Below are 25,575 nucleotides of genomic sequence, written 5' to 3' on the forward strand. Positions count from 1 at the left end.
CCCTCCAATAAGACACCACCCTGCGTTTCTTCTGATATAGTTGCTTCTCACCCAAAAACGAAGGAGGCACTTCAATGGTACTAAACGTCAAAAATTTATCTGTTACCTACGGCTCTGCTCTAGCCGTCAATCATATCAGCTTCGAACTTGAATCAGGCAAGGTGCTTGGGCTGCTCGGAGCTAACGGTGCCGGTAAATCTTCAACCATTTCCGCTGTTCTAGGCATGGAGAAGAGCCAGTATGACGAGCTCGCCATTCTAGGCAAATCCCCGATCAAGGAGAGGAAGCATGTTTTTCAAGAGGTTGGTGTCCAGCTGCAATCTACGCAGTTTCAGGAAAACATAACCGTTCAGGACTCATGCCGCCAGTGGAAGAGCTTATACCAACAAACGGCAGATATCAACGAGTTACTACGTATATTTGGACTCGAGGACAAATCAGATCAGCTCGTCAAAACACTCTCCGGTGGGGAACGGCAAAGACTCGCTGTTCTTCTTGCGCTCATTCACCAGCCTAAGCTGGTATTTCTTGATGAGCTGACGACAGGTCTGGATACTCGAGCACGCCGCATGCTCTGGAATCGACTGCTGGATATGAAACAACAAGGGATGGCAATGGTTCTTACTTCACACTACATGGATGAGGTGGAGATCCTGTGCGATGAAATCCTTATTCTTCATAAAGGAAATACCGTATTTCAAGGGACGATACCTGAAGCGCTTGAGCTCAGCGGTACGCAATCATTAGAAGAGGCATATTTACATTTCGCAGGAACAGAGGGGGACATCTACTGATGAATTCATTTATGACATTCTTTAAAATTGAAGCAAAGCTCGTCTGGAAGAGTATCGACATTCTCATCTTCGGGATTTTATTCCCCATTATACTTGGGTCTATATTTGGCTATACATTGAGTAAAGACAGTGCTGGGAGCGGTGCGTCCAACTTTGATCTGTCGTACGCCTCGGTCATAACGATTGGTATACTGGCAACCGGGGTGATGGGCTTGTCCCTGACGCTTGCCGATTATCGTCACCGGGGAATTCTGCAGAGGCTGCAGGTTACACCGGTATCCCCTCTTCAGATTGTCATTGCTCAAGGACTTGTTCAGATGATCGCAGCTGTCATTTCATTTATTGGCGTTACACTCGTTTACCTCTTTGCGTTTGGCTATGAACTTCAGGGCTCCTGGCCGTTGTTCCTGATATCTTATTTATATGTTCTTATATCCATGTTCAGTATTGGCACACTGATTGGCAGCCTTGTTCGGGATACCAAGTCCGCCAACCTCTGGAGCTCAGCAGCCTACTTCTCGATGCTGTTATTCTCAGGAGCAACCATTCCGTATGAGATTATGCCATCTTTTCTGCAATGGGGAATGGATGTGTTTCCGCTTGCCCATGGCATTCATTTATTAAAGGACGTAAGTACAGGAGCCGATCTCTCAAACAGTCTCCTGCACATTGGAATTCTAGGAATGTGTATCATCCTCTCTATGGGGATCACGATTCGATATTTTAGATGGAAGTAGGTCGTTATCCGTTGTACAAGACCTCAGAGATTGCCTCTCTCGCCTCTGTGCATCCCAATACGGTAAGAGTCTATGAGGAATGGGGATACATCTCTCCTGTTCCTCGGCTTACCAATGGGTACCGTGTATATTCAGACATTCATCTCTTTCAGATGAAGATTGCGCGAATTCTGTTTCAATGTGAGATTGTACAAGGCGACATCCGTAATAAAGCAAGAGAGATTGTTACCGCTTCTGGGAAGGAACAATTCCCACAGGCGTTAAGTCTGACTCACGAGTATCTATCCCATCTAAAAAACGAATATCAGCATGCTCTGCTCGCTGCAAAAGCCGTAGAGAAATGGCTGCATGCGGATGTTCCAACAGGAGATAAGACATACTCACGAACAGAAGCAGCACATATATTAGGGGTTACGACAGAAGCGTTAAGAAACTGGGAACGCAATGGACTGATTGTGATCCCGCGACTTGAGAACGGACACCGTATTTATGGGGAAAAAGAATTATCCAGGCTGCAAATTATTCGGGGACTAAGAAGCGCACACTACTCTCTCCAAGCCATTCTCCGTTTGCTTCGCAAGCTGGACCAGCGACCCACAGATGTTATTACCATCCTTAATTCCCCTTCGGATGATGAGGATATTGTATCAGTAACTGATCGCCTCACTGAGTCTCTGCTTGAAGCCATTCAAGGAGCACAATCTGCAATCAAGCTCTTTAATGAACATCAGCATCTCTATGAATCATGAATATATCTTCGAATGTGCGGCCCATAAATGGACAATCACCGTTTCTCCTAATCTTTCATTTACATATCCTAAGTTAGTGAAAGATTCTAATTCTCTAGTATAGAGAGGAGTGATCCGGTGAGCAGAAGACTAGAGCATCTCATAAAAAAGCAAGGGGTATCCATCATTACCTGCACGAATCGAGATAGCTATCTGTCACAGCTGTTTCTCAATTACAGCAGGCAGCTTCACGCTAAAAAGGAACTGATTATCGTCGTCAATAATGACCAAATTCCTCTGGAACCTTATAAACGCCAGGCCAAAAAGTATAAGAATGTGCAGGTCTTTCGGCTTCCCGAGCGTCGCTCGCTTGGTGCCTGCCTCAATTATGCATTCAAAAAGACCAAGTACAACTTCATTGCAAAGTTTGACGACGATGATTATTATGCTCCCCATTATCTCACGGATGGCCTTCTCTCGTTTCATAAGAGTAAAGCCGATGTGCTCGGTAAACGGGCCCATTACATGTACTTGAAGGGATCCAAAACCTTGATCCTCCGCTTTCCACAGGATGAGAACAAAACCGTATCCATACTGCCTGGAGCTACGCTGATGATGAAACGGAAGGTACTGTCACAGGTATCCTTTCCCGATCAGAACGTAGGAGAGGATGATCTATTTTGTCTGCGCAGCAAAAAGAAAGGCTTCAAGGTGTATTCTGGTGGCAGATTCAACTTTGCTGCCATCCGCCGAAAGAACTCTTCTGGACATACCTGGATCATCGATGAAGAGCAAATGATTGCCCATAACAAACAGATCCCCGGCGTTCATCATTTCAAGAAATTCGTTAAGCGCAAGCCAAAGGGGTTGTAGGCGATGTCCCTGAAGGAGCTTTCTTCGAAACAAGCGGTGTCAATCATCACCTGTACAAAAAGACGATACTGTATGGATAATTTAATTAACAATTTTCTCAGGCAGCGCTACAAGCATAAAGAGCTGATTATCATTTTGAATCACCATCATTTGAAGATCGAGGAGTATAAAGCAGCGGTTAAACAATATCGTAATATCAAAATTTACAGTCAACCAGAGCAAGTAAGCTTGGGGCACTGTCTGAATTATGGAGTCCAGATGGCGAAGCATCCCTATATCGCAAAGTTTGATGATGACGACTACTATGCGCCGAGCTATCTTGCCGACAGTATGCGTACCTTGCAGAAGTCCCAAGCTGACATTGTGGGCAAGCGAGCTCATTTTATGTACTTGAGCAGCCGTAAGCTCGTGCTTCATCGATATCACAAGCTCACGGAATGCTACGTATCTCAGGTGCAGGGAGCCACACTGCTCGTGAAGCGTGAAGTTTTTGATACCGTAAGCTTTCCGGACCAGACACAAGGCGAATGTGTGAAGTTCTGCGCTCTTTGCCGCAAGAAAGGCTTCAAGATATATTCAGGGAATCCCTATCACTTCTTTGCTGTACGAAGAAAGGGCTCCAAGGATCATACATGGATCGTTAGTGACCAGGAGCTGATGTCTAGAGGAGACCGAATACTAAAATTGGATCATATCAAAAAATTCGTAAGCCGCCGCTGAGTTCCATTTCGTTACAAGCCGGTGGATTGTATCAGCGAAGTATACGAAGACCTTACGAATCTATACAAAAAGAACGGGGCTGCATTCAAAGCGCAGCTCCGTTCTTTTTAAATTATAATTCTTCCATCGTTTATTTAGATCAAATAAATCCAAACCGTTTCTTCTTATAAAATGGCTCTGCACCCCTGACATGCTCTGCAGCCCAGCCATTGCTATCGGCAATATCAAGCAATGATCCGTTCAGATGAGGCGTGGCTGCTTGAGCAATGTCTCTGAACAGCTCCTCCTGGCTCCCCTCGAAATCGACGATGAGGAGATAGCTTTGTTCCTCTCCCTTTATCATCCATTTCAAGTAGGCCTTCTTAACGCCCTTCTGCTTCTTCAGACAAGCCTTTAACGAGTCGGCGAGAGGTTCTGGCACCTCATTAGGTTCACCAATCCGCAGCGTTGTTCCTTGAGGGACCTGCACTTCCTCTATTGCCGCAGCAGAAGGTGAATGCTTCGTCTCATCTGGGGCTGCACTTTCGTTCTGAGCTCCAATGTTAGTGGTATTCTCCGTCTCGCGATCAGCTTGGCTATCATTTTGTGCTCCTGCTGATGCATCATTCGGAGCTTGGTTCGACACCTCATCCGGCACTGCATCAGATGTTCGATCTGGAGCGTCACTCGTTGCTTCGATTGGCACATCATCTGTATTACTCTCTTGTACAGCCTCGGTTGGCGCTTCCTTAGAAGCTTCAGCTGCAGCCGAAGCAAGTTCCTGTCTGTACGCCTCAATCATCTGTTTATTTTTCTCATGGATGGGAATCGGAATCCCTCTGCAATTCACGACAATTCCATTCATTCTTGCCGATATCGCCACGATGTCATCGTATGTAGCAATGTTGCTGCTCCACACCTTCTTATCGTAAGCCTTCTCAAATTCTTTCCAATCTGTAAATACTGGCAGCCATTTCGAATCGCCCTCGCCGCCCAGTACGGCAAATTGGATTCGCGCACCTTCCTTGATTGTCTTTCTGCCCTGCTCATCCGGCGTAGAAGGCACTTTTTCCTCCAGCTGCATCGGGACTAGATACTTGGCACGAATCACTTCATACAGCATTTTGGCCTCAAATTCCTTGGCCAGCTGTTTTGCTCCTTCTCCGCTCCGTCTGGTGCCAATGAATTGAAAGAAGCGAATAATGGCATGCTGCAAATCTGGATTGGTTACAGGAATATTAATCTCAGGTGTATCGCCAAAGTCCGGTGGTCGCAGCAGTTCATCCCGATCCAGCAAGGTATGGTACTGCCCATTATCTACGAGTATTTTTCGCAGCCCAAGCATGTGAAGCTCGCCAAACATCTTCATCAGATCTTCCCTGCCAACCCGCTTCATCTCCAGCATCAGCTGCTGCTGCATGAAATAATCGGCTGCATGCAATGCATATTCCTCTGTTGAGAACATCCAGATGCGATCCTCTGCATCAATGTAAGGGTAATTCGTCTTCTTCTCATAGGCTATGTATAACGCTTCTGCGTCTCTTACTTTCTCGTGCAGCACGTTAAATAACAGGCTGATTCTATCATCCAGCTGCTTGGCTGGGGCTGCCTCTTTTGTCTTGAGGTGTTTACCTGAATGAATGAGAAAGATCAGTTCTTGTATTTCCAGTTCATTGCACTCATCTATTAAAATATAGGGGCTTAGCAAAAACCTTCTTCCTAATTCGTCCTTTCGTTTCTCGTTCATCCTATTCCCTCCGTCTCTGAAGTTGTAGTGAGCTTCCTCATCAAATATTATCTCGGGCTTCATGCAGTGCTCTATACATAATGTAACATAAAATGATCTCTCTCTATCCATTTATCCATACGATTGTTTATGAATAAACCGGCTTTGCACCTACAACAAGCATAGGGCAATAGCCGGTTCGTTCCGTTACCGTATGGATTAATTCAACAGTTCGACGGCATCATAGACCCAGCCTGCGCTCAGCCAATTGCCCAAATCACTGGAACCGCTGATCGGCGTTATGGTCAAAGTATTGGCGCCGTTATTGAAGTAGGAGGCTGGAATATTCCATGTAAAGGTCGCATTGTTCCCCCGGTAAGTGCCAATCGTAAAGCTGCGGGAATTAGGCTGCGAGGATGCCGCCGGGTTGCTGAGCGTATTTCCATTAATCGTCACACTTGGTCGTCCATTATTGTAAGCTGCCGTGATCCCAATCTTCAGCACATGAGCGGAGGCCGCCTGTGACGAATTCAGATTAAAGGTAACCGTTGTTGGAGAATTCTCTCCGCGGAACTGAATCGCTGGAAATTTATTTGTTGCACCGCCGACGGCATACGTTACAGGTCCCCAGCTTGGATTACGACTGTCGGAGGGATGCCGCACCGGAATGGTCTGTCCGTTCAGGAGCTCTCTCGGTGTGCCATCCCAATTCCCGATACGCCAAATCGCAGAAGCAGCGCTTGGGTCATTGTTAATCGTCCGTGTGTTCACCGTGGTCGTTGCATTCGCGTTCACAGTGACATTCTCTGTGTATACCGCGAGTTCCCCTTTATATACGGTCATCGTATACGTTCCAGGGATCATTCCGTATTTCGAAGCAGAACCACTGGAAGAAGCCGTTGCCCAGTATTGAGCATTGCTATTCGCAAAGCCAATCGTGTACGTATAAGCTGAATCCATACCGGATAGACCATTAAGCACTACATTACCTCGGCTGGACACCCAGCCCTGCAGATTAAGGCCCGACATCCAGCTGAAGTCAGGTACTGCCGGGGTAGATCCTGTTGTAAAGACCAAGGCATAAGGTCCATGAAGCCCCATTCTCCAATTCTCTGTCTGGGCATGTCCGGAATTCATATAGTTGTAGATTTCAGTATCGCCGCCGCTCTGGAACTGAATATCACGGAAAAATGGACCGCCGGAGCTCTTCTCCCGATTGCCATATGCCATGAAGACACCGACTCCATTCCCTGTAGCTCCGCGAATCGTTAAATCCTTGGCTTGATCATTACCATAATATTTGGAGGTTGTCTGACCATTCGAATGTCCAAATACATCCTGGCTCTCTATAGCACCGGTTGTTCCTCGATTGTTAGAATTCGCCGGCACACCCGTGAGAACGTTTCCATTACCACGGAAAATATAGCGCAGCTCGCCCACTGACGGCTGAGCTGTCACATAAGTCGCCATATAGATCGTATTCTCACCGCCGCGAGACGAATAATAGTGGGTTAATGTATCGGTAGCTACAGTAATCAGAACCGTAGAACCCGAAGGAGATTTGCTCCAAGTCACATTTGCAGCTGATCCGAGACCTGAAGCAATATGAGACCCTTTGCCGCCTGAGCTGCTCAGCTCTGTGCCATTCATCTTGGCCGAAGTAATATCACCATTATCCTTATTCACGGTATACTCAAGTCCTGAGCCTGTATTGACTACAATGGAAGTGCCGTTATCCGTAACATATACCGTTGCCGCATAGCCCTTATCTGCCGGGTATAATACCGCTGCACCAACCATAACTAAGATCAGAAAGAAACTAACCATTCTTTTTACGAAACGATTGTCCACAATTCATTCCTCCTTCAATTTGGCTATTACGTTCAATCATGCTGCGACATCATTACATACTTAATCCGCACTACAAACTACAAAGTTAAGCGCTTCCATAATTGAGGTTGATTAATTAGCTTATTTGTTAACACCACCTTATATAATCCATATAATCTACCTTATCATCAGGTTCAGAGCTTCAGGTTAAATCCATTATATTACATTAAATGGAATTTTACACGGAGTTTAGCCGATAAATTTAGATCAACAGAATTTATTAATAAAAATATAAATGACCATAAATAGTAACAAAAAAAGACTGCTACATAAGGATCTAACCTACTCTGTAGCAGTCTTCGTTCATTTGTGTTATTTCAATTCAGCCAATACTTCTTCAATCTTAGCAAGCTCAGATTCCAAGCCGCCGCCGCTCAGGTACCATAGTGGACCGTCGAGGTAAACGACACGATTGTTCTCGTAAGCCGTTGTTTTCTTGATGATGTCATTCTCCATATCCGCTTCGATATTCGATTCGCCGCCTGTAGCTGCGGTACGGTCGATAACGAACAATACTTCAGGGTTGAATTCCAGGATGGCTTCAAATCCGAAGTTAGAACCATGGGATGAAGATTCAATATCCTCTGTTACTGGCTTGAATCCGTATACTTCATACATGTAGCCAAAGCGAGATTCAGAGGCAAATCCAGACAGGTTACCTTCATTGTACATTGTCACTAGGGACGTCTCAAAGCTGCCTGCCAGCGTATTGATCTCTTCAAGAGCTGCATCGAATTTAGCAGTGTACTCTTTAGCTTCTGCTTCTTTACCAAAGATTTTGGCTGCAGTGTCAACAGAAGCAAGGAAAGTGTTCCAGTAGTCATCCTGCTGTGTACCCACGAAGAGGACAGGAGCAATTTCTTTCAGCTCTTCATAGTAAGCAGATTGACGACCAGAGATGAAGATCACGTCTGGCTCAAGCTCTGCAATATCTTCCAAGAGCGGGCTCTTAAGTCCGCCTACACTTACGTAGTCATCAGAAGCAAATTTTTCAAGGTGAGCGGGCAAAGTGGAGTCTTTAGCAACCCCAACGATTCCTTCAACACCAAGCGCATTCAATGTATCTAAAAAGCCATAGTCGAATACAACGACTTTCTCCGGCATTTTTTCAAAAGTAACATCATCAAAGTTGATCGTTCCGTTCTCTTCACTTTCAGATGAACCAACCGTAGGAGATACGGTTAGCGGGTATGTAGATGATTCTACAGCAGTCTCTTCACCCGTTGCTTCTTCACCAGCTGCCTCATTACCGCTTGCCGTTGTCTCATTCTCAACGACTGCCGTTTCATTCGTTCCTTCCGCTGTACTACCTTCTTCCGTTGTGCCGCATGCTCCGAGCATCAAAGCGATGGCAAGTATTGCAGAAGTAAATTTCCACTTTTTCATTATCACTACTCTCCCCTTTTCGTTCTCTTATTTAGAATGATAATCATTATCAGATTGTTGATAACGATTCTCATTATATTGCTTTAAAGCATGATAAGTCAAACGTTTTTTACAAAGTTTTCATAATTTCTTATATAAAAATTAATAAAATGTTCAATTTTTCTCGTTTTATGCTGCCCAATCAGAGAGCGCTCATCATAAAAAAAGACTGAGAAATCAGCTGTTACAGCTGCTCCTCAGCCTATAGATCAGGAATTCTATTTCATTTACAATTGTGCATCAAAATAGACACAAATACGGTTACCATTCTGCTCTTGAACCGGAATCGTCATATCGTAGATCTCACGCAGTGCCTCGGTATTAATAATTTCATGTGTCGGCCCGTCCTTCACCAGCTTGCCGTCCTTAAGCGCCACAATCCGGTCAGAATACACGGAGGCAAAGTTAATATCGTGAAGCACGATAATGACCGTTTTGCCCAGCTCATTAACGAGCTTGCGAAGTATTTTCATAATTTGAACGGAGTGCTTCATATCCAGGTTGTTCAGTGGCTCATCCAGCAAAATATAGTCCGTATCCTGTGCAATGACCATGGCGATGAATGCCCGCTGCTTCTGTCCGCCCGACAATTCATCCAAATACTTATCCTGTATTTCAGCAAGATTCATATATTCGATCGCTTGGTCTACGAACTGCTCATCCTCCGTATTAAGACGCCCTTTTGAATAAGGGTAGCGTCCAAAGGAAACCAGCTCACGCACCGTCAATCGCACATTAATAAAGTTCGACTGCTTCAGTATGGATACCCGCTTCGCAAACTCACTCGACTTCCATTTCTTCACATCATTTTGGTCGATCAGTATTTCCCCTGTATCCGAATCGAGCAAACGGCTGACCATGGACAGCAGGGTAGATTTACCCGCACCATTCGGACCAATGAACGATGTGATCAGCCCTGATTCAATCGTTACCGACACATCCTCTACAACAGGCTTTTTGCCAAATCGCTTCGTTAATCCTTTGATTTCGATCATCTTCCAGCCGCCCTGCTTTCTTTAAGTAGTAAGAAAATAAAGTAAATTCCACCGACAAAGTTTATGATGACGCTCAGTGTGGTGCGCAGCTCCAGTATATGCTCGACGAGGAACTGTCCGCCGACCAGCGCGATTATACTGATTAGGCTGGCCCCTAGGATCAATATAGAGTGTTTATAGGTCACTATAAATTGATAAGCGAGATTGGCCACAATGAGTCCAAAGAACGTGATTGGGCCGACCAGCGCAGTAGATGTCGCAATCAGCACCGAAGACAGGATCAGCACTCTCATGACCATGCCATCATAGTTAATACCAAGATTGATCGCATTCTCACGGCCCAGTGACATGACGTCGAGCTTGTGCATAATACGATACCCGTAAATAAATGCTATACCTAAAATCGCAATAGAAACGTATAACAAGTCATCCTTCACGTTGGTAAAGTTCGCAAAGAGTCGGCTTTGAAGGCTTAAATACTCTACCGGATCAATCAATACCTGCAAGAAGGTGACGAAGCTTCCGAGGAGTGTACCCAGGATCATCCCTATTAATAGCAGCAAATAAATGGGATGCTTGTCTGCCCTGAACAGGAACCGATACAAGATAAGTGCGAATAAAACCATGGCAGCAATCGCCGCACCAAAATTCAAGTACTTATTCAGCACCCATACCGACATGGAGCCGGCAAAGAAATATATTATGGTCTGCACGACCTCATACATAGAGTCCAATCCCATAACAGATGGCGTCAGAATCCGATTATGTGTAATGGTCTGGAATACAACGGTGGAATATGCGATAGCAATACCTGTTACAACCATTGCCCCGATGCGAACCATGCGTCTTGGGAAGGCATAATCAAACCCGCCTTTTATGTCATAGAAGGCATAGAGCAGAATACATGCAAGCCCAACAACCCCTAGTAGAATTAACTTTGTGCTATTTTTTTGCATATGCTCTCCCCCTAAACAACATAAATAAGAAGATCGCACTGCCAATTACCGCTACCGTTACGTTAACTGGAATTTCAAAAGGATGAATTACAATGCGCCCCACAATATCACAAGCCAACAGGAATACTACACCAAGTGCTGCGGTATGCGGAATGGTTTTGCGCAGATTATCCCCCAGATACAGTGACACAATGTTAGGAACAATAAGTCCCAAGAACGGTATAACACCAACGGTCAGCACAACAGTTGTAGCAATAATCGCAACTAAGATAAGTCCTATATTCAGCACTGTTTTGTAGCTCAGACCCAGATTCTTGGCAAAATCCTCGCCCATTCCTGCAACCGTAAATTTGTTGGCATATAAATACGCCAGAATAACAGCTGGAACACTCAGATATAAGAGCTCATAACGCCCTGCAATAACAAGGGTGAAGCTGCCCATCAGCCATGAAGAGATATTCTGAAGCAAATCACCTTCGTAAGCGAAAAAGGTTGTGATCGACGACAGAATATTACCGTACATAATCCCGATAAGCGGTACGAAGATAACATCCTTAAACTTAATTCGATCCAGAATTCTCATAAATACCAGAGTACCTGCAAGTGCAAAGACGAAGCAGAAAATGACCTGCCACGTATAGCTTACATTCGCAAAAAAGAGCATTGATATCAGGATTCCCAGCTTCGCTGCGTCAAGCGTGCCTGCTGTTGTGGGTGATACAAATTTGTTGCGACTTAAGGATTGCATAATCAATCCCGCGATACTCATGCCGATGCCTGCCAGTATGATTGCCATTAAACGGGGTACCCGACTGATAAGGAAAATGTGCATCTTATCCGCATTACCGTTGAACAAGTCAAAGATGTTAATATCAATCGCACCAATAAACAGCGAAACAAAAGACAGGACTACGGCTGCCGCTATTAACATCCATAGTCTCATATGTATTCCTCGTGTTAAAAGTATTCTTATCATGACAATTGATAACGATTATCATTCTAAGTATGGGTCAATTATATTTTAATAGCTGTCTTTTATCAAACCATTTTCCATATTAATGTGGATTAGAACCATTTGATCTCTCAATGCAAGAGGCCCTGAATCCAGACTCGGATCCAAGGCCTCTATATTATATTGTTATGATAAAACAGACATTCCGAATACTGCACAGCAGCAGCTACATGCTTCCATTAAGCTTCATAGGAGACGGTTTGATAGGCGCCTGCTCGATACTGCCAAGACCTAATAGCTTGGACGTTGATGTAGAGATCTCTTGGAGCATCGCACGATTCTCTACCAGCGAAACGCCATAGGAAGGAATCATCTCCTTGATCTTCGGCTCCCAGCCCTTCATCTGCTGCGGGAAGCACTTCTCTAATACCTCCAGCATGACATGCACCGCCGTGGAAGCGCCAGGTGATGCCCCAAGCAGCGCAGCAACGGAGCCGTCCGAGGCACTGACCACCTCTGTTCCGAATTGGAGTGTTCCTCTGCCGCCGGTCTCTGTATCCTTGATGACCTGTACACGCTGACCGGCCACCACAATTCCCCAGTCCTCGGTCTTCGCATTCGGAATGAACTCGCGCAGCTCCTCCATCCGCTTCTCGTTGGACAGCATAACCTGCTGAATCAAGTATTTGGTAAGCGCCATTTCCTTCACACCTGCCGAGAGCATCGTCAGGATATTGTTCGGTTTGACGGAACCAATCAGATCGAAATAGGACCCCGTCTTCAAAAATTTCGGTGTAAAGCCCGCAAACGGACCAAACAGCAAGGACTTCTTGCCGTCAATGTATCTTGTATCCAGATGCGGAACAGACATGGGTGGGGCTCCAAGCTTAGCTTTGCCGTATACTTTGGCATGGTGCTTCTCCACCACTTCCGGGTTGTTACACACCATGAACAGTCCGCTGACCGGGAATCCGCCAATATGCTTGGATTCAGGAATCCCTGTCTTCTGCAGCAACGGCAGGCTTCCGCCCCCGCCGCCAATAAATACGAATTTCGCGGTGTGGTGCTCTGTTTTGTTGCTGTCTAGATTATGAACCTTCACTTGCCACAGACCGTCACTCGTTCGTTTCAAGTCCTTTACGCTGTGCTTGTAATGGACCTCAACACCCTGTCTCTTCAGGTGATCAAACAACATGCGCGTCAAAGCGCCAAAGTTGACATCTGTCCCCGAGTCAATTTTGGTCGCTGCGATCGGTTCATTGGATGTGCGTCCTTCCATAATAAGCGGTACCCATTTCTTTAACTGTACAGGGTCATCAGAGAACTCCATCCCTTGGAATAACGGATGCTGTGAGAGCGCTTTAAAACGATTCTTCAGATAAGATACGTTTTTCTCCCCTTGTACCAGACTCATATGCGGGATGGGCATAATAAATTTCTGCGGATTACGAATTAAGTTGCTTTTGACCAGATAAGACCAGAACTGTTTAGATAGCTGAAATTGTTCGTTGATTTTCGTCGCTTTGCTAATGTCTATAGATCCGTCAGGCTTCTCGGAAGTATAGTTGAGCTCGCACAGAGCAGCATGTCCTGTGCCGGCATTGTTCCATTCATTAGAGCTTTCCTCTCCTGCGCTTCCTAGCTTCTCAAACACTTTGATTTTCCATTCAGGTGCCAGCTCTTTGAGTAATGAACCCAAGGTAGCGCTCATGACTCCGGCACCAATCAAGATCACGTCTGTATTCATCCGTATGTCACTCATTGAAACCCTTCCTCATCGCCTATATTTGTAAAAAAAGGGCAGCGCTCTGCTATAAATGTCGCAATCAGCAAGGGCGTCACCTTGGAACTAACATCTTCTGCTATTACCATATCATATCCGGTGCCATGTTTTGTAGAATATTCCGTGTTTGTTCTCAGACAATTATAAACGATCTAAATCGGTTTAAAAAGTGTAAAATCCGAGAAATCCGATGGCTGAAACTTAAATATTCCTGCTCTTTGAACCAAAATCTCTACCTAATTAGTAGAAATGTAGTAGATTTTTATTGACAATACGGTAAATGGATTATATGTTTTACGATATTGATAATCATTATCATACATAACATCCTCTGTCGGTATCCTACCCAGTGTTAGCAACGCATTAAAAATATAAATAGAAAAAGGAAGGGTTTGTAAATGAACGGAAACCAGAAATTCTCTTTAAAAACAGTAATCATATCTGCAATGCTCGCCATTGCTCTTGTCGGTTGTGGAGCCCAGCAGTCAGAATCTACTTCTACTTCAACGGAAGCACCTGCCACTTCTACAACTACGGAAGCACCTCAGACGGAAACACCGGTTACAGAGAGTGAAGCATCTGAATATCCAATCACCATCAAGCATGCTTTTGGCGAAACCGTTATTGAGAGCAAGCCGGAACGTGTAGCTACAGTCCAATGGGCGAACCATGATGTTGTTCTTGCCCTCGGCGTTGTACCTGTAGGATTCTCTGCGGCCAATTACGGCGTTGAGGATGACAGTGGACTGCTGCCTTGGACAGCTGAGAAGCTGAAAGAGCTTGGTGTAGATCAGCCTAATGTATACCAGGATACGGATGGACTGGATTTCGAGGCCATATCCGACTCTGATCCTGATGTCATTCTTGCAGCCTACTCTGGTATCACGCAGGAAGACTATGACCTTCTCAGTCAAATTGCTCCGGTTGTCGCCTATCCGACAGCTCCATGGCTTACAACATGGCGTGAGCAAGTGGAGTATAACGCAACAGGCATGGGCATGAAGGAAGAAGGCGAGCAGCTTATTAAGGATACCGAGAATCTGATTAAAGAAAAAGCAAGTGAACACCCTGAAATGCAAGGCAAGAAAGTCGTCTGGGTTAACTTCTCAGCGGACGATATGTCCAAAATGCATGTGTATACACCTACAGATCCACGCGGTGAGTTCCTGATCGAGCTTGGAATGGAATACCCTGAGAGCGTAACATCACAGATTGAAGACAAAACCAGCTACTCCCTGAGCCTAAGTGCGGAGAATGCTGATGTACTGAACGATGCAGATATCCTTGTTGGATATGGCGGCGAGGACTTGTATGAAGCTGTCAAAGCAGATCCGCTGCTTGGCAAAATTCCTGCCATCGAGAGAGGCTCCGTTGTATTTATCGGTAACGGCACGCCTCTAGCGGCTTCCGGCAATCCGAATCCTCTGTCCATCGCTTATACGATTGATGATTACCTGGATCTCATCTCAGAAGCAATCAGCAAGGTGGAATAGTTCTAAGTTCTAAGTTCTAAGTTCTAAACTGACTCACCCTAAAAAAATATAAATTCAAAAAGGCAGGGTATGTATTATGAAAGACATTCAGAAATATTCTCTAAAAACAATCACGGTATCGGCAATACTCGCGATTGCACTTGTGGGCTGCGGAGCCCAGGAGTCCGATTCAACTTCAACTGCGAATGAAGCTCCTGCGAACTCTTCAACGGCAGAAGCACCTCAGACGGAAACACCGGTAACCGAAGAGGATGCAGATGCTACCCAGTATCCCATCACAATTAAGCATGCTTTTGGCGAAACAACGATTGAGAGCAAGCCTGAACGTGTAGCTACCATCCAATGGGGAAACCATGATGTTGCACTTGCCCTTGGCGTTGTACCTGTTGGCTTCTCTGCAGCGAACTACGGTGTACAAGACGACAGCGGACTGCTGCCTTGGACGAAGGAGAAGCTGGATGAACTTGGTGTAACGGATCCGAATGTCTACCATGATACGGACGGACTGGACTTTGAAGCGATCTCTGACTCCGCTCCTGATGTCATTCTCGCTACTTACTCGGGTATTACTCAAGAAGATTATGATACACTGAGCCAAATTGCTCCGGTTATTCCTTACCAAGAGACAGCATGGGTAACCACTTGGCAGGATCAAGTTCTGTATAACGCAATGGGAATGGGTATGCAGGCAGAAGGCGAGAAGCTCATCGAGGACACAGAGAACCTGATCAAGGAGAAATCATCCGCGTTTGCAGATATTCAAGGGAAGACAGCTGCCTTCGTATATATTACTCCAACCGACCTGTCACAGCTCTCGGTATACGCGCCAGGTGACCCTCGCGGAGACTTCCTGATGGAGCTTGGCATGACGTTCCCGGAAGGACTTGCAAGTCTAGTGTCGGAAGACAGCTTCTATTTGCAGCTAAGTGCAGAGAATGCGGATGCGCTTAAAGATACGGACATTATCGTTACCTATGGAGACGAGAATTTGCTTAGTGCGCTCCAAGCAGATCCACTCCTTGGCAAAGTCCCAGCTATTGAAAGAGGTTCGGTTGTCGTGATCGGAGACAACACACCGCTTGCAGCTGCAGGTAACCCAAATCCACTTTCAATCGCAAGTACGATTGATGAATATTTGGAATTGATCGATGCATCTGCTAAGAAAGTCAATGAATAATCCAGCGACATTAACAGACAAGCGGCAGAATTCGCCCGCACCGAAGCATTTTGCCATGGTCCTGATTCTTAGCGTAATTGTTCTCGGTATTTGCGTAGTGGCGTCACTTGCATTCGGTTCAAGAGTCATCGGACTTAAAGAATTAATGGACGCGTTGTTCCATCCGAGCAGCGAGTCCTATGATGCCAACGTCATTGCGCAGCGAATTACCCGAACCGTGTTCAGTCTCTTATGCGGAGGGGCACTAGGTATTGCCGGTGCCCTCATGCAGGCGGTCACGCGCAATCCGATTGCCGATCCAAGTATTCTCGGTGTAAATACCGGTGCATCCTTGTTTGTTGTTGCCGGAATTGCATTCCTGAATATTGGCTCGCCTAATGAATTTATCGTGATGGCCTGTATCGGCGCGGCGGTTACTGCGATGTTTGTCATGGGGATCGGCTCGCTTGGACGAGGCGGACCTACACCTGTTAAACTCGTGTTAGCGGGGGCGGCTACTAGTGCCGCCCTTTCTTCACTAGTAAGCGCCATTATGATTCCACGCTCGAATGTGATGGATCAGGTTCGCTACTGGCAGGTGGGAAGCGTCGGGGGAGCAAATTGGAGCGATATCGGGATCTTCTTTCCTTTTCTACTCATCAGTTTTCTAATCGCCATATTTACGGCTCCTGCACTGAATGCGCTGGCACTAGGGGATGAAGCAGCAACCGGCCTGGGTGTTCGGACCGGAGTTCTGCGTCTTATTGCGTCGTTCGCTGCGGTTATTCTATGTGGTACAGTAACGGCACTTGCGGGGCCGATTGCCTTCGTTGGACTTCTGGCGACACATCTAATCCGTTTGATGATCGGACCTGACCAGCGTTATCTCATTCCCATGTCTGCGCTGACAGGAGCGATCGTATTAACCGGATCCGACGTTATTGGAAGAATCCTGGGAAGACCCGGTGAGCTTGAAGTAGGTATCGTTACTGCCTTCGTCGGTGCTCCAATTCTAATCATACTAGCGATGAGATCGAAAGTGCGTGCCTTATGATGAATAATACGATCAATTTAATTGTATCCGGCCGACGTCAGAGACGCCGCCAATATGTGCTGGTAACGACAACACTTGCTGCGATTGCTTTTGTGCTGTGCGTCCTGATGCTCTATTTTGGGAATACGATCTATCCGGTGGATGTGATTGCACGCGTACTGTCGGGTGAGGATATCAAGGGTGCGACATTCGCGATTGAGACGATCCGGCTGCCGAGGATGCTGGCAGGCTTGTTCGCTGGATTTGCCTTCGGTCTAGCCGGAAGCGTCTTCCAGACCATGCTTCGCAATCCGCTTGCGAATCCGAACGTACTCGGCATTACCTCAGGCTCAAGTGCAGCGGCTGTATACTGTATCCTCATTCTTCATACGAGTGAAGCGGTTATCTTTATTGCCTCTGTCATCGCCGGTCTGGCTACGGTCATGCTTCTCTATCTGTTATCTCATAAAAAGTCCTTCTCATTCGGGCGTTTAATTCTCGTCGGTATTGGTCTTGATGCTATGCTCGGCTCCGTTATATCTTATATGCTGCGGATCAGCTCCGAGCATGACATCGGTTCTGCGTACCGCTGGCTAAGCGGTACACTTAACGGCGCCCAGATGGACGAGCTTCCGCCACTAATCATTACGGTACTTGTATGTACACCGATCGTTGTCTTGTTAGGCAGACATCTGAGCCTGCTAGAGCTTGGCGAGCAGGCAGCTACTTCTCTCGGTATCCATACGGATAGAACGCGAATAGCGCTGATTATCGGCACCGTCTGTATGATTGCGGTCGCTACCGCCACTACAGGCCCTATTGCCTTCGTCGCTTTTCTGGCTGGACCGATTGCCAAAAGACTTGTCGGTGCAGGTTACTCTACTGTCATTCCTGCCGGTCTTGTCGGAGTTATCTTGGTTCTGGCAGCAGATTTAATCGGACAGTTTGCTTTTGAGACTAGATTCCCTGTGGGCGTCATCACTGGAATCCTCGGAGCGCCTTATCTGATCTATCTGCTCATCCGAATGAATCGAAAGGGAGATTTTTAATGAAACCGACTCACGTATTTCAAGCAGATCAATTGGCAGCAGGTTATGAGCAGCGAACGATTATTGAGAATATCAACCTGATCATTCCCAGTAATCAGATTAGTGTCATTATCGGGGCTAATGCCTGTGGTAAATCGACACTGCTCAAAACGCTCGCCAAGCTAATCAAGCCGGAAGCTGGTGAAGTGACCCTGGACGGGAAGTCGATCAGTAAGATTCCTCCTAAGGCTTTGGCGCGTATACTAGGACTGCTGCCGCAGTCCCCTATCGTCCCTGAAGGAATTTCTGTCGCCGATCTGATCGGCCGAGGCAGATTCCCCCATCAGTCCCTTCTTGGAGGATGGACGAAGAAGGATACGGAAGCCGTAGCAGAAGCGATGGAGATCATGAAGATTACGGAGCTTGCCAACCGCAGCATAGATGAGCTGTCCGGCGGTCAAAGACAACGTGTTTGGATTGCGATGGCACTCGCTCAGCAGACGGACATTCTTTTTCTGGACGAGCCGACAACCTTTCTCGATATCACCTATCAGGTAGAGATTCTCGATCTGCTTACCGATCTTAACCGGAAGCACGGGACAACCATTGTGATGGTTCTTCATGACATCAATTTGTCTGCACGATATGCGGATTATATCTATGCCATTCGCAAGGGAGAGCTCATCGCTGAGGGACGGCCAGCGGAGGTCATTACGAGTGAACTGATCAAGGATGTATTTGAACTGGATTGCACCGTCATTGAAGATCCTGTATCCGGTTCTCCGCTGATCGTGCCGAAGGGACGATATCATGTGAATGCAGCCTTGACTAGAGAATTCCAAGACGTTTAGAGCTTGTATCAGAATTCGTATAAGAATTATATACACAACGTACAAAAGGCACCCGAGCGGGTGCCTTTTGTACGTTCTGCATTATTTTTGCGAAACCTTAGAAGATCGTTCTATAGAATGCTATGTCGATTGATTTGTTGTTGTCAGCTTCTTATTGCTTCTGATCTGTCCAATTCCCAGTTCTCTGGCCTCTTGATTCAGCGATTTAAGGAAGCTGATAACCATTAAGCCCATAACGATGGAGAATGGAAGTGCGGCTATAATCATTGTGTTCTGAAGCGCCTGCAGTCCTCCGGAATAGAGCAATGCGAGCGCAGTAATGGCGAGAAAGATCCCCCATACCACTTTAATTTGCGCACTCGGATTCTGGGAACCGTTCGTTGTCATCATACCGAGAACAAAGGTGCCTGAATCAGCCGATGTCACAAAGAACGTGACAATAATAAGAATAGCGAGAATGGACAGCGCCATGCTGAATGGGAAGCCTTCTAGGACACCAAATAGAGATTCTTCCGCTGTTAAGGAAGAGATCGACAACGCCCCGGACACTTCGGTTATAATCGCTGCGCTGCCAAAGGTCGTAAACCATATGAAGCCAATAAGGGAAGGCACAAGCAGAACGTAAATAACAAACTCACGAATGGTTCTGCCCTTGGATACTCTGGCGATAAACACACCAACGAATGGAGACCAAGCAATCCACCAAGCCCAGTAAAAAATCGTCCAGCCATTAATCCAGCTTCTCGCATCTTCATTGAGCGGAGCAATTCGAAAGCTCATGTTGATGAAGTTCTGTAAATAACCTCCGATGGTATCCATGAGCAGATTCAAGGTGAATACAGTCGATCCCAAGAAGAACACGATTAGAAAGAGGACGAATGTCAGTCCCATATTTAAATTACTAAGGATCTTAATCCCTTTGCTAATACCTGTAAGCGCAGATAGCATAAACAGAATCGTCAGAACGACGATAATGATCGTCTGAATCATATTATTGCTCGGTGTCCCGAACAAATAGGAGAGTCCCCCATTGATTTGTGTTGCACCAAAGCCCAATGTCGTTGCAACACCGATGACGGTGGAAATTACAGCGATCACATCAATGATCTTACCCACGATTCCATCGGCATGTTTACCAATGAGGGGCCTTAATGTACGGCTGATTAAGCTGAGCTCGCCTTTTCTGAAGGTAAAGTAAGCAATGACGAGGGCAACACAGCCATAAATCGCCCAGGCATGAATACCCCAGTGGAAAAAGGTAAACCGCATGGCGTCTTTGATGCCTTGATCTGTGCCAAGCTGGCCTGTAGGCGAGCTAACCGCATAATGGCTTATCGGTTCTGCCGTGCCGTAGAAGATCAAGCCGATGCCGACTCCCGCACTAAATAACATAGCAAGCCAGGTCGGGCGTGAGAATTCCGGCTTATCCTCCTGCTTGCCAAGCTTGATTTGACCGACTGGACTGACCAGCAAATATATGCACACGCCCACAAACACAGTAACGATTCCTAGATAGTACCAGCCGAATTTATCTGTGATAAAATTTTGTGCGGTGGTCGTGATGCTCTCCAGCGATGCAGGCATCAGTATTCCCATTAGAATTAGAACTACCAGTATTGCAATTGAAGCATAAAAAACAGTTGAAGCCTTCTTCATATCAAACATACAACTCCCCATCTTTGATTTTGTCGCGGTGGGTTTTTTTGCGATTGAAAACATTATAGAAATGCTGAACCCAAGTAAGTAAGAAGCGTTCCTGAGGATACCAACCAATCCTTGAAGTGGACATGCAGAATCGTTCTTTTTCGAGGCACTTTATTAGTGTAACAATAATAATTACATGAGACACATGCGATATTCACGCCTCAAGCGAATTAAACACCTCTTAACCAAGCTAAGGGCTGTTGAACCTGCTAACTCTCATAAATACTCCCTTAGAAGTTGTATTCGGCCATATTTGAGCAGATCGAACGTCCAAATTGGAAGTTATTTGAATCAATTAAAAGGATGGTGTGTATCCCTCCGGCTACGTTATACTTACTACAAAATGATCAAAGAACACCTGAGCAAAGGAGCTATTCATGGACCATTATGAGGCAGTAGAAAGGGCGTTAATTTATATCGAGGGACATCTGCATGAGCATTTGTCCGTGGAATCTGTTGCAGCCTCCTTGAACATATCAAAGTACTACTTCCACAGGCTGTTCTCTGCAATGATGGGCTGTTCGTTAAATCAATACATTTTATCCAGAAGATTGAATACCTCTGTTACGTTGATACAAAACCATAACATGTCTCTAACGGACATCGCTTACGAGCTCAGCTTTGGTTCCCAAGCCTCCTTTACCCGTGCTTTCAAACGTCATTACGGTGTAGCTCCCCGCTCACTGAGAGCAGGAACTCAACCAATTTCACCAACTCCTGTCCCTGCAGTTGTCAAAAGACCCATTAAAAACATCAACGGTGATATCGTTACCGACTTTACCCTCATCGAATTAGATGCGATCCAGCTCAGCGGCATTGCCTTTGAGGTAGATTTAGCCATAGCCGATTATAAAGAGCGAATTCGTGAGCATGCCGGGCTATTATTAAGTCAGATTAATGAGAGCATAAGTGGCCCCTGCTATGTCATTTACTCTAACTGCCAGCCTAACTCCACCCAGTTCAAGGTTCTGTTTGGAATTCCGTGCGATATTCAAATCAATAAGCCCTTTTATTTTACGGTCAATGTACCTCAGATTTTTTGTGCCCGGTTCAAGTACTTCGGAGACCTGCTTGAGATTGGTAGTGTGCTCGAAACGGACTATGCCAGATTTCTAAAGATCTCCAGACAAGAAGCTGAGCAATCCGATATCGAACTCGTACAAGTATTTGATGACGTCCACAATCTCGATTCGAGCTACCACATCTATGCCCCCATCAAAAAGCTTCCTGCCGATTCAGAATGTTAGACTGGACATAGAGCGCATATCCCAGCCATATCAGGGCTACTCCCATGGGCAATGCCATCATTCGGTCCAGCGGGTGAGGGATGATTGAAGTGGCGAGGGTCGCTGCGGAAGCACAAGCAAGCAAAATACCTGCCATGCGCGGCAGAACTCTGGCCCGAAATATGGCGATGCCAAGCAGCAGTCCACCCAGTATATACATGCCGCCCGCTAAACCGGCTAGTGCCGGAAAAATTCCGAGATGAGCCGTACTCTCCGTTCCATCAAATATACCCAACATCCCTTCTACAAATGTTCCGGCATCCGCTGTAAGCAGCGGCATAACAAAGGCTTCGATGAAGCTGAAGGCGAATGATATGAGCCAAAATAGACCGAACAGCAGAATACCGATCAGACCAAGCCACCCCGCTTCTTTTACCTGCCTCATGTAAACCCCTGTCATTCCGATCAGGCTGGAGAGAGACATGACAAGAGTTAAGCATGCAACCATGACCCAAGAACTGGAGTTCACAGAAGACAGATCATCCGGCGGGTGAATGAACTGAATGACGATGTATAGAAGTCCTGCCACCACTGCTGATAAGCCCGCCACGCGGAAAATGCCCTTAGCTGTCAGGCCTCGGTTCATTTTCTTTTTGTTGTGCTTGTTACTCATGTTTTTTTACCTCCATTCGAATTCTGATGTCGTTGACTACCAACAGCTACAACGTAACACCCTCCGATTTCTTTTACTTCTCACATCTTGCTGTAATTCAAAAGAGCACCTCTCTCGAGATGCTCTCTTAAATGATAAGACTCAGGAATAAAACTCAGGAATGTGGCGGATAGGTAACTGTACCTCAATCATAATGGAAAGCACGCTTTACATTGCTCGCCTTGTACGATATACTCTCCATATGTAAAGCTGACTTTCCATATGGAGGGCAAACACATGAATAACCGTTTAGAAGAAATCCGCAAGCAGCGCGGAATTAAGCAAGAGGAATTAGCAGCAGCTCTTGAAGTATCACGGCAAACGATTGGTTCTCTGGAGAACGGCCGTTATAACCCATCGATTCTGTTAGCGTTCAAGATTGCTCGTTATTTCGGTATGCATATCGAAGAAATTTTCATTTATGAGGAGGATGAGAAGGCATGAATAAATTGGTTTCGTCTTATATTTTTACCGTCTTAGGCATAGGGATGCTCGCAGGCGGTCTGTACTTCATCAAAGCATTTGAAGATCCAGAAGGTATGCTGCGAGCATTGCCTTATATTTGTGTAGGAGTGGGCTGTGTTCTTTTTGGTCACGGTATAGGAGAAGTCATCCTCCAACATGCAATGAAGCGGGCACCCGCCGCTGCTAAGCAGCTTGAGATTGACCAGAACGATGAGCGCAATCTGGCGATCGCCAACCGGGCAAAAGCAAAAGCGTACGATATGATGACCTTTGTATTTGGAGCGCTAATCTTAGCCCTATCCTTGATGGGTATAGATTTAATCATATTACTGCTATTGATATTTGCGTATCTGATTATCCTTGTGAGTAACAGTTATTACCGCTTCAAGTACTACAAAGAGATGTGATGCAACTCCAAAAAGCTGTCCTTCAAGTCATAACGAATGAATGACTTTTCGGGGACAGCTCTTTATGATTGAGGATTAGCCAGACTTCGGCTGCTCTGCAAAATAATGCGCTACCGCATGCTTATATGCATTCAGGTAAAAAGACACGGCCTGCTTACTTACCTCTGCATTGGCGTTAATGATGTCGAAGCCGTGATAGCAGCCTTTAAACAATGTAAACTCGACAGGTACGCCCGCCTTCCGCAGGTCCTCCACGTACTGAATCGTTTCATCACGGAATGGTTCGATATCTCCGACAAAAGTAACCGTTGGCGGCAGATGACTGTAATCACGCGCTCTTGCAGCGGCCGCGTATTCCGGTACATCTCCCTCATAGAGATTGCCAAGATACAGCTTCCATGCCCATCGATTGTAGTCCGAATTCCAGATTGGCGCATTGTTCGCTTCAGCCGATTCCTTGTCCATTCGATCATCAAGCATAGGGTATAGCGGCATTTGGAAGGCGATACTGACCTCTCCCCGGTCTCTTGCATACAGCGAAAGTGCTGCCGTCAGACCACCTCCTGCGCTCTCTCCGCCAACCATAAGCTGGTTGCTTCTGATGCCGAGCTCTTCAGCGTTGAGCTTGAGCCATAGAAGCGTGTCATAACAGTCATCTAGAGCAGCCGGGTACGGGGCTTCAATGGACAGGCGATAATCCGGCGCCACTACAACACAAGGACTGGCATGAATCAGCCGCCCGTATGCTTGCCCGAACAACTCTGGATTACCCATTGCATAGCCGCCTCCGTGAATCCACAGCACACCAGGAAGAGGACTTGAGTGATCCAGCGGTTTATAGATTCGGATTCGCAGCTTCGAGCCATCCCGTCTCGTTATCCACTCTTCACGGCAATCTAATCCCTCAATATTTTTGCCAATGGACCGATCCGAACGCTTCTTCGACTTGTGCATGGCTCTTCTCCAGCTGTCTTCATCCTTCGATCTCATCAGCCTGTCAATCAACCTTCCTCTGAAGCGAAGCTGCTTGTCAATCATCTTGGTCGTTACTTTCATCTGCAATCCTCCCAATATCCTACGATTATGATAACAATCTGTTAGTTATAGTGATTTCCTATGGCCTTTATACGATTTATATATTTCACCAATTATAACGTTACTCGCTACAATGAAGTAAATCGTTTGAGGAGGTCGTGTTATGGAATTATCCGTGAAGAAGCTTTTTGATGCCGTTGCCCGTGACTATGATCGGGAGAGAAAACATCTTATCCCTTGTTTCGAGGATTTTTATGGGATGGCTCTATCCTTGGTTGAAAGCCGCAGTGACTCTCCAAAGATCCTTGATCTTGGTGCAGGTACCGGGTTATTTTCTAGCATGGTCTGCCAAAAGTACCCTAACTCACAGATTACACTGGTGGATTTAAGCGAAAAAATGTTGGAGGGCGCACGGAAGAGATTTCACCAGAAAGAAAATATCCACTATGTGGTTGGGGACTATTCGAGCCTCAAATTCTCTCAAAACTATGACATCGTCATCTCTTCGTTATCGATACATCATTTGACTCACACCGCCAAAAGGCAATTATTCTCTACAATACATCGGCTATTAAATGACGGCGGGATTTTTGTAAATGCAGATCAAGTAGCAGGTAATACTCCGCAAAACGATGAATTGTTCAGACGACGCTGGCTGGAGCGTATTAACGAAAGTGGACTCAGCAAGGAAGCGATCGACGCATCCATAGAGAGAAGAAAACTGGATATCAATGCAAAACTAGTGGATCAGATCCTGTGGATGGAGCAAGCGGGATTCCAAGATGTAGATTGTATGTATAAGCATTTGGATTTTGCCGTATTTTTCGGAAGAAAATGATTACGACACAAAAAAGATGAGATCTTTTCGATGTAGAAAACTCTCATCTTTTTTGCAGGTATACACCGT

At 46.0% G+C, this 25,575-nt stretch carries 24 protein-coding genes; 14 read left to right on the forward strand and 10 right to left on the reverse strand.

Features of this window, described 5'->3' with window-relative positions; all coding sequences use genetic code 11:
• The first annotated feature begins 74 nt into the window (after window positions 1-74).
• From PUW25_RS24635 to PUW25_RS24655, 5 genes are all read left to right on the forward strand, one after another.
• Complete coding sequence (locus tag PUW25_RS24635; RefSeq protein ID WP_047912660.1) at window positions 75-794, forward strand: ABC transporter ATP-binding protein; 720 nt, start codon at window positions 75-77, stop codon at window positions 792-794.
• On the forward strand, window positions 794-1,531 hold the full coding sequence (locus tag PUW25_RS24640; RefSeq protein WP_047912659.1) for an ABC transporter permease: 738 nt from the start codon (window positions 794-796) through the stop codon (window positions 1,529-1,531). The genes PUW25_RS24635 and PUW25_RS24640 overlap by 1 nt, the downstream gene beginning before the upstream one ends.
• On the forward strand, window positions 1,522-2,280 hold the full coding sequence (locus tag PUW25_RS24645; protein ID WP_274337795.1) for a MerR family transcriptional regulator: 759 nt from the start codon (window positions 1,522-1,524) through the stop codon (window positions 2,278-2,280). The genes PUW25_RS24640 and PUW25_RS24645 overlap by 10 nt, the downstream gene beginning before the upstream one ends.
• A 117-nt stretch (window positions 2,281-2,397) precedes the next feature.
• Window positions 2,398-3,132, forward strand: a complete 735-nt coding sequence (locus PUW25_RS24650; protein WP_274337796.1) for a glycosyltransferase family 2 protein — start codon at window positions 2,398-2,400, stop codon at window positions 3,130-3,132.
• A 3-nt stretch (window positions 3,133-3,135) separates the two neighbouring features.
• Window positions 3,136-3,852, forward strand: a complete 717-nt coding sequence (locus PUW25_RS24655) for a glycosyltransferase family 2 protein (protein ID WP_274337797.1) — start codon at window positions 3,136-3,138, stop codon at window positions 3,850-3,852.
• Window positions 3,853-3,991: 139 nt separating this feature from the next.
• Here PUW25_RS24655 and PUW25_RS24660 read toward each other — a convergent pair whose 3' ends face one another.
• From PUW25_RS24660 to PUW25_RS24690, 7 genes are all read right to left on the reverse strand, one after another.
• The gene (locus tag PUW25_RS24660; protein WP_274337798.1) at window positions 3,992-5,578 is read right to left on the reverse strand and encodes an enhanced serine sensitivity protein SseB; all 1,587 of its coding nucleotides are present in this window, start codon (window positions 5,576-5,578) and stop codon (window positions 3,992-3,994) included.
• Window positions 5,579-5,776: 198 nt separating this feature from the next.
• Entirely contained in the window at window positions 5,777-7,408 is a 1,632-nt protein-coding gene (locus PUW25_RS24665) for a rhamnogalacturonan lyase B N-terminal domain-containing protein (protein WP_238546419.1), read from the reverse strand.
• A gap of 351 nt (window positions 7,409-7,759) precedes the next feature.
• On the reverse strand, window positions 7,760-8,833 hold the full coding sequence (locus PUW25_RS24670; RefSeq protein WP_274338493.1) for a siderophore ABC transporter substrate-binding protein: 1,074 nt from the start codon (window positions 8,831-8,833) through the stop codon (window positions 7,760-7,762).
• A gap of 266 nt (window positions 8,834-9,099) precedes the next feature.
• Window positions 9,100-9,867, reverse strand: coding sequence for an iron ABC transporter ATP-binding protein (locus PUW25_RS24675; RefSeq protein ID WP_274338494.1), 768 nt, complete (start codon window positions 9,865-9,867; stop codon window positions 9,100-9,102).
• Window positions 9,864-10,823, reverse strand: a complete 960-nt coding sequence (locus PUW25_RS24680; RefSeq protein WP_274338495.1) for an iron chelate uptake ABC transporter family permease subunit — start codon at window positions 10,821-10,823, stop codon at window positions 9,864-9,866. The genes PUW25_RS24675 and PUW25_RS24680 overlap by 4 nt, the downstream gene beginning before the upstream one ends.
• Window positions 10,810-11,766: an ABC transporter permease gene (locus tag PUW25_RS24685; protein ID WP_047912652.1), complete on the reverse strand. Its 957-nt coding sequence runs from the start codon at window positions 11,764-11,766 to the stop codon at window positions 10,810-10,812. Before PUW25_RS24685 ends, PUW25_RS24680 begins: the two co-directional genes overlap by 14 nt.
• A 235-nt stretch (window positions 11,767-12,001) precedes the next feature.
• Window positions 12,002-13,537 (reverse strand): malate:quinone oxidoreductase, encoded by a 1,536-nt coding sequence (locus PUW25_RS24690; RefSeq protein WP_274338496.1) that lies wholly within the window; start codon window positions 13,535-13,537, stop codon window positions 12,002-12,004.
• Window positions 13,538-13,956: 419 nt separating this feature from the next.
• Between PUW25_RS24690 and PUW25_RS24695 the strand changes: the two genes are divergently transcribed.
• From PUW25_RS24695 to PUW25_RS24715, 5 genes are all read left to right on the forward strand, one after another.
• On the forward strand, window positions 13,957-15,051 hold the full coding sequence (locus PUW25_RS24695) for an iron-siderophore ABC transporter substrate-binding protein (RefSeq protein WP_274338497.1): 1,095 nt from the start codon (window positions 13,957-13,959) through the stop codon (window positions 15,049-15,051).
• A 76-nt stretch (window positions 15,052-15,127) separates the two neighbouring features.
• Complete coding sequence (locus PUW25_RS24700; protein ID WP_274338498.1) at window positions 15,128-16,228, forward strand: iron-siderophore ABC transporter substrate-binding protein; 1,101 nt, start codon at window positions 15,128-15,130, stop codon at window positions 16,226-16,228.
• Window positions 16,221-17,261, forward strand: a complete 1,041-nt coding sequence (locus PUW25_RS24705) for a FecCD family ABC transporter permease (protein WP_274338632.1) — start codon at window positions 16,221-16,223, stop codon at window positions 17,259-17,261. Before PUW25_RS24700 ends, PUW25_RS24705 begins: the two co-directional genes overlap by 8 nt.
• On the forward strand, window positions 17,258-18,289 hold the full coding sequence (locus PUW25_RS24710) for a FecCD family ABC transporter permease (protein WP_047912647.1): 1,032 nt from the start codon (window positions 17,258-17,260) through the stop codon (window positions 18,287-18,289). The genes PUW25_RS24705 and PUW25_RS24710 overlap by 4 nt, the downstream gene beginning before the upstream one ends.
• A complete protein-coding gene (locus tag PUW25_RS24715) occupies window positions 18,289-19,119 on the forward strand; it encodes an ABC transporter ATP-binding protein (RefSeq protein ID WP_047912646.1) in 831 nt (276 codons plus the stop codon). Before PUW25_RS24710 ends, PUW25_RS24715 begins: the two co-directional genes overlap by 1 nt.
• A 120-nt stretch (window positions 19,120-19,239) precedes the next feature.
• Here the strand turns inward: PUW25_RS24715 and PUW25_RS24720 are convergent, their stop codons facing one another.
• Entirely contained in the window at window positions 19,240-20,775 is a 1,536-nt protein-coding gene (locus PUW25_RS24720) for a BCCT family transporter (RefSeq protein ID WP_274338499.1), read from the reverse strand.
• 425 nt (window positions 20,776-21,200) lie between these two features.
• Between PUW25_RS24720 and PUW25_RS24725 the strand changes: the two genes are divergently transcribed.
• Window positions 21,201-22,070 (forward strand): helix-turn-helix transcriptional regulator, encoded by an 870-nt coding sequence (locus PUW25_RS24725; protein ID WP_047912645.1) that lies wholly within the window; start codon window positions 21,201-21,203, stop codon window positions 22,068-22,070.
• Here the strand turns inward: PUW25_RS24725 and PUW25_RS24730 are convergent.
• Window positions 22,039-22,722, reverse strand: a complete 684-nt coding sequence (locus PUW25_RS24730) for a hypothetical protein (RefSeq protein ID WP_047912644.1) — start codon at window positions 22,720-22,722, stop codon at window positions 22,039-22,041. The genes PUW25_RS24725 and PUW25_RS24730 overlap by 32 nt on opposite strands.
• Window positions 22,723-22,998: 276 nt before the next feature.
• On the opposite strand from PUW25_RS24730, the gene PUW25_RS24735 reads away from it, so the two are divergent.
• Together PUW25_RS24735 and PUW25_RS24740 are read left to right on the forward strand one after the other, a co-directional pair.
• The gene (locus PUW25_RS24735; RefSeq protein ID WP_047912643.1) at window positions 22,999-23,205 is read left to right on the forward strand and encodes a helix-turn-helix transcriptional regulator; all 207 of its coding nucleotides are present in this window, start codon (window positions 22,999-23,001) and stop codon (window positions 23,203-23,205) included.
• On the forward strand, window positions 23,202-23,633 hold the full coding sequence (locus PUW25_RS24740; RefSeq protein ID WP_047912642.1) for a hypothetical protein: 432 nt from the start codon (window positions 23,202-23,204) through the stop codon (window positions 23,631-23,633). Before PUW25_RS24735 ends, PUW25_RS24740 begins: the two co-directional genes overlap by 4 nt.
• Before the next feature lie 75 nt (window positions 23,634-23,708).
• On the opposite strand, the gene PUW25_RS24745 is transcribed toward PUW25_RS24740, so the two are convergent.
• Window positions 23,709-24,689 carry an alpha/beta hydrolase gene (locus PUW25_RS24745; RefSeq protein WP_047912641.1) on the reverse strand — a complete coding sequence of 327 codons (981 nt, stop codon included), beginning with the start codon at window positions 24,687-24,689 and terminating at the stop codon, window positions 23,709-23,711.
• Window positions 24,690-24,831: 142 nt separating this feature from the next.
• Between PUW25_RS24745 and PUW25_RS24750 the strand changes: the two genes are divergently transcribed.
• A complete protein-coding gene (locus tag PUW25_RS24750) occupies window positions 24,832-25,506 on the forward strand; it encodes a class I SAM-dependent methyltransferase (RefSeq protein WP_047912640.1) in 675 nt (224 codons plus the stop codon).
• Window positions 25,507-25,575 lie beyond the last annotated feature (69 nt).

Origin of the sequence: Paenibacillus urinalis (assembly GCF_028747985.1) — a bacterium.
GTDB classification, from domain to species: domain Bacteria; phylum Bacillota; class Bacilli; order Paenibacillales; family Paenibacillaceae; genus Paenibacillus; species Paenibacillus urinalis.

Excerpts from the sequence above, each read along its gene's own strand:
- PUW25_RS24700 (WP_274338498.1), top strand. The coding sequence starts at position 15,128 with ATGAAAGACATTCAGAAATATTCTCTAAAAACAATCACGGTATCGGCA.
- PUW25_RS24645 (WP_274337795.1), top strand. The coding sequence starts at position 1,522 with ATGGAAGTAGGTCGTTATCCGTTGTACAAGACCTCAGAGATTGCCTCT.
- PUW25_RS24735 (WP_047912643.1), top strand. The coding sequence starts at position 22,999 with ATGAATAACCGTTTAGAAGAAATCCGCAAGCAGCGCGGAATTAAGCAA.
- PUW25_RS24720 (WP_274338499.1), bottom strand. The coding sequence starts at position 20,775 with ATGAAGAAGGCTTCAACTGTTTTTTATGCTTCAATTGCAATACTGGTA.
- PUW25_RS24680 (WP_274338495.1), bottom strand. The coding sequence starts at position 10,823 with ATGCAAAAAAATAGCACAAAGTTAATTCTACTAGGGGTTGTTGGGCTT.
- PUW25_RS24705 (WP_274338632.1), top strand. The coding sequence starts at position 16,221 with ATGAATAATCCAGCGACATTAACAGACAAGCGGCAGAATTCGCCCGCA.
- PUW25_RS24725 (WP_047912645.1), top strand. The coding sequence starts at position 21,201 with ATGGACCATTATGAGGCAGTAGAAAGGGCGTTAATTTATATCGAGGGA.
- PUW25_RS24710 (WP_047912647.1), top strand. The coding sequence starts at position 17,258 with ATGATGAATAATACGATCAATTTAATTGTATCCGGCCGACGTCAGAGA.
- PUW25_RS24685 (WP_047912652.1), bottom strand. The coding sequence starts at position 11,766 with ATGAGACTATGGATGTTAATAGCGGCAGCCGTAGTCCTGTCTTTTGTT.
- PUW25_RS24675 (WP_274338494.1), bottom strand. The coding sequence starts at position 9,867 with ATGATCGAAATCAAAGGATTAACGAAGCGATTTGGCAAAAAGCCTGTT.
- PUW25_RS24695 (WP_274338497.1), top strand. The coding sequence starts at position 13,957 with ATGAACGGAAACCAGAAATTCTCTTTAAAAACAGTAATCATATCTGCA.
- PUW25_RS24740 (WP_047912642.1), top strand. The coding sequence starts at position 23,202 with ATGAATAAATTGGTTTCGTCTTATATTTTTACCGTCTTAGGCATAGGG.
- PUW25_RS24660 (WP_274337798.1), bottom strand. The coding sequence starts at position 5,578 with ATGAACGAGAAACGAAAGGACGAATTAGGAAGAAGGTTTTTGCTAAGC.
- PUW25_RS24750 (WP_047912640.1), top strand. The coding sequence starts at position 24,832 with ATGGAATTATCCGTGAAGAAGCTTTTTGATGCCGTTGCCCGTGACTAT.
- PUW25_RS24745 (WP_047912641.1), bottom strand. The coding sequence starts at position 24,689 with ATGAAAGTAACGACCAAGATGATTGACAAGCAGCTTCGCTTCAGAGGA.
- PUW25_RS24670 (WP_274338493.1), bottom strand. The coding sequence starts at position 8,833 with ATGAAAAAGTGGAAATTTACTTCTGCAATACTTGCCATCGCTTTGATG.
- PUW25_RS24635 (WP_047912660.1), top strand. The coding sequence starts at position 75 with ATGGTACTAAACGTCAAAAATTTATCTGTTACCTACGGCTCTGCTCTA.
- PUW25_RS24655 (WP_274337797.1), top strand. The coding sequence starts at position 3,136 with ATGTCCCTGAAGGAGCTTTCTTCGAAACAAGCGGTGTCAATCATCACC.
- PUW25_RS24690 (WP_274338496.1), bottom strand. The coding sequence starts at position 13,537 with ATGAGTGACATACGGATGAATACAGACGTGATCTTGATTGGTGCCGGA.
- PUW25_RS24730 (WP_047912644.1), bottom strand. The coding sequence starts at position 22,722 with ATGAGTAACAAGCACAACAAAAAGAAAATGAACCGAGGCCTGACAGCT.
- PUW25_RS24715 (WP_047912646.1), top strand. The coding sequence starts at position 18,289 with ATGAAACCGACTCACGTATTTCAAGCAGATCAATTGGCAGCAGGTTAT.
- PUW25_RS24640 (WP_047912659.1), top strand. The coding sequence starts at position 794 with ATGAATTCATTTATGACATTCTTTAAAATTGAAGCAAAGCTCGTCTGG.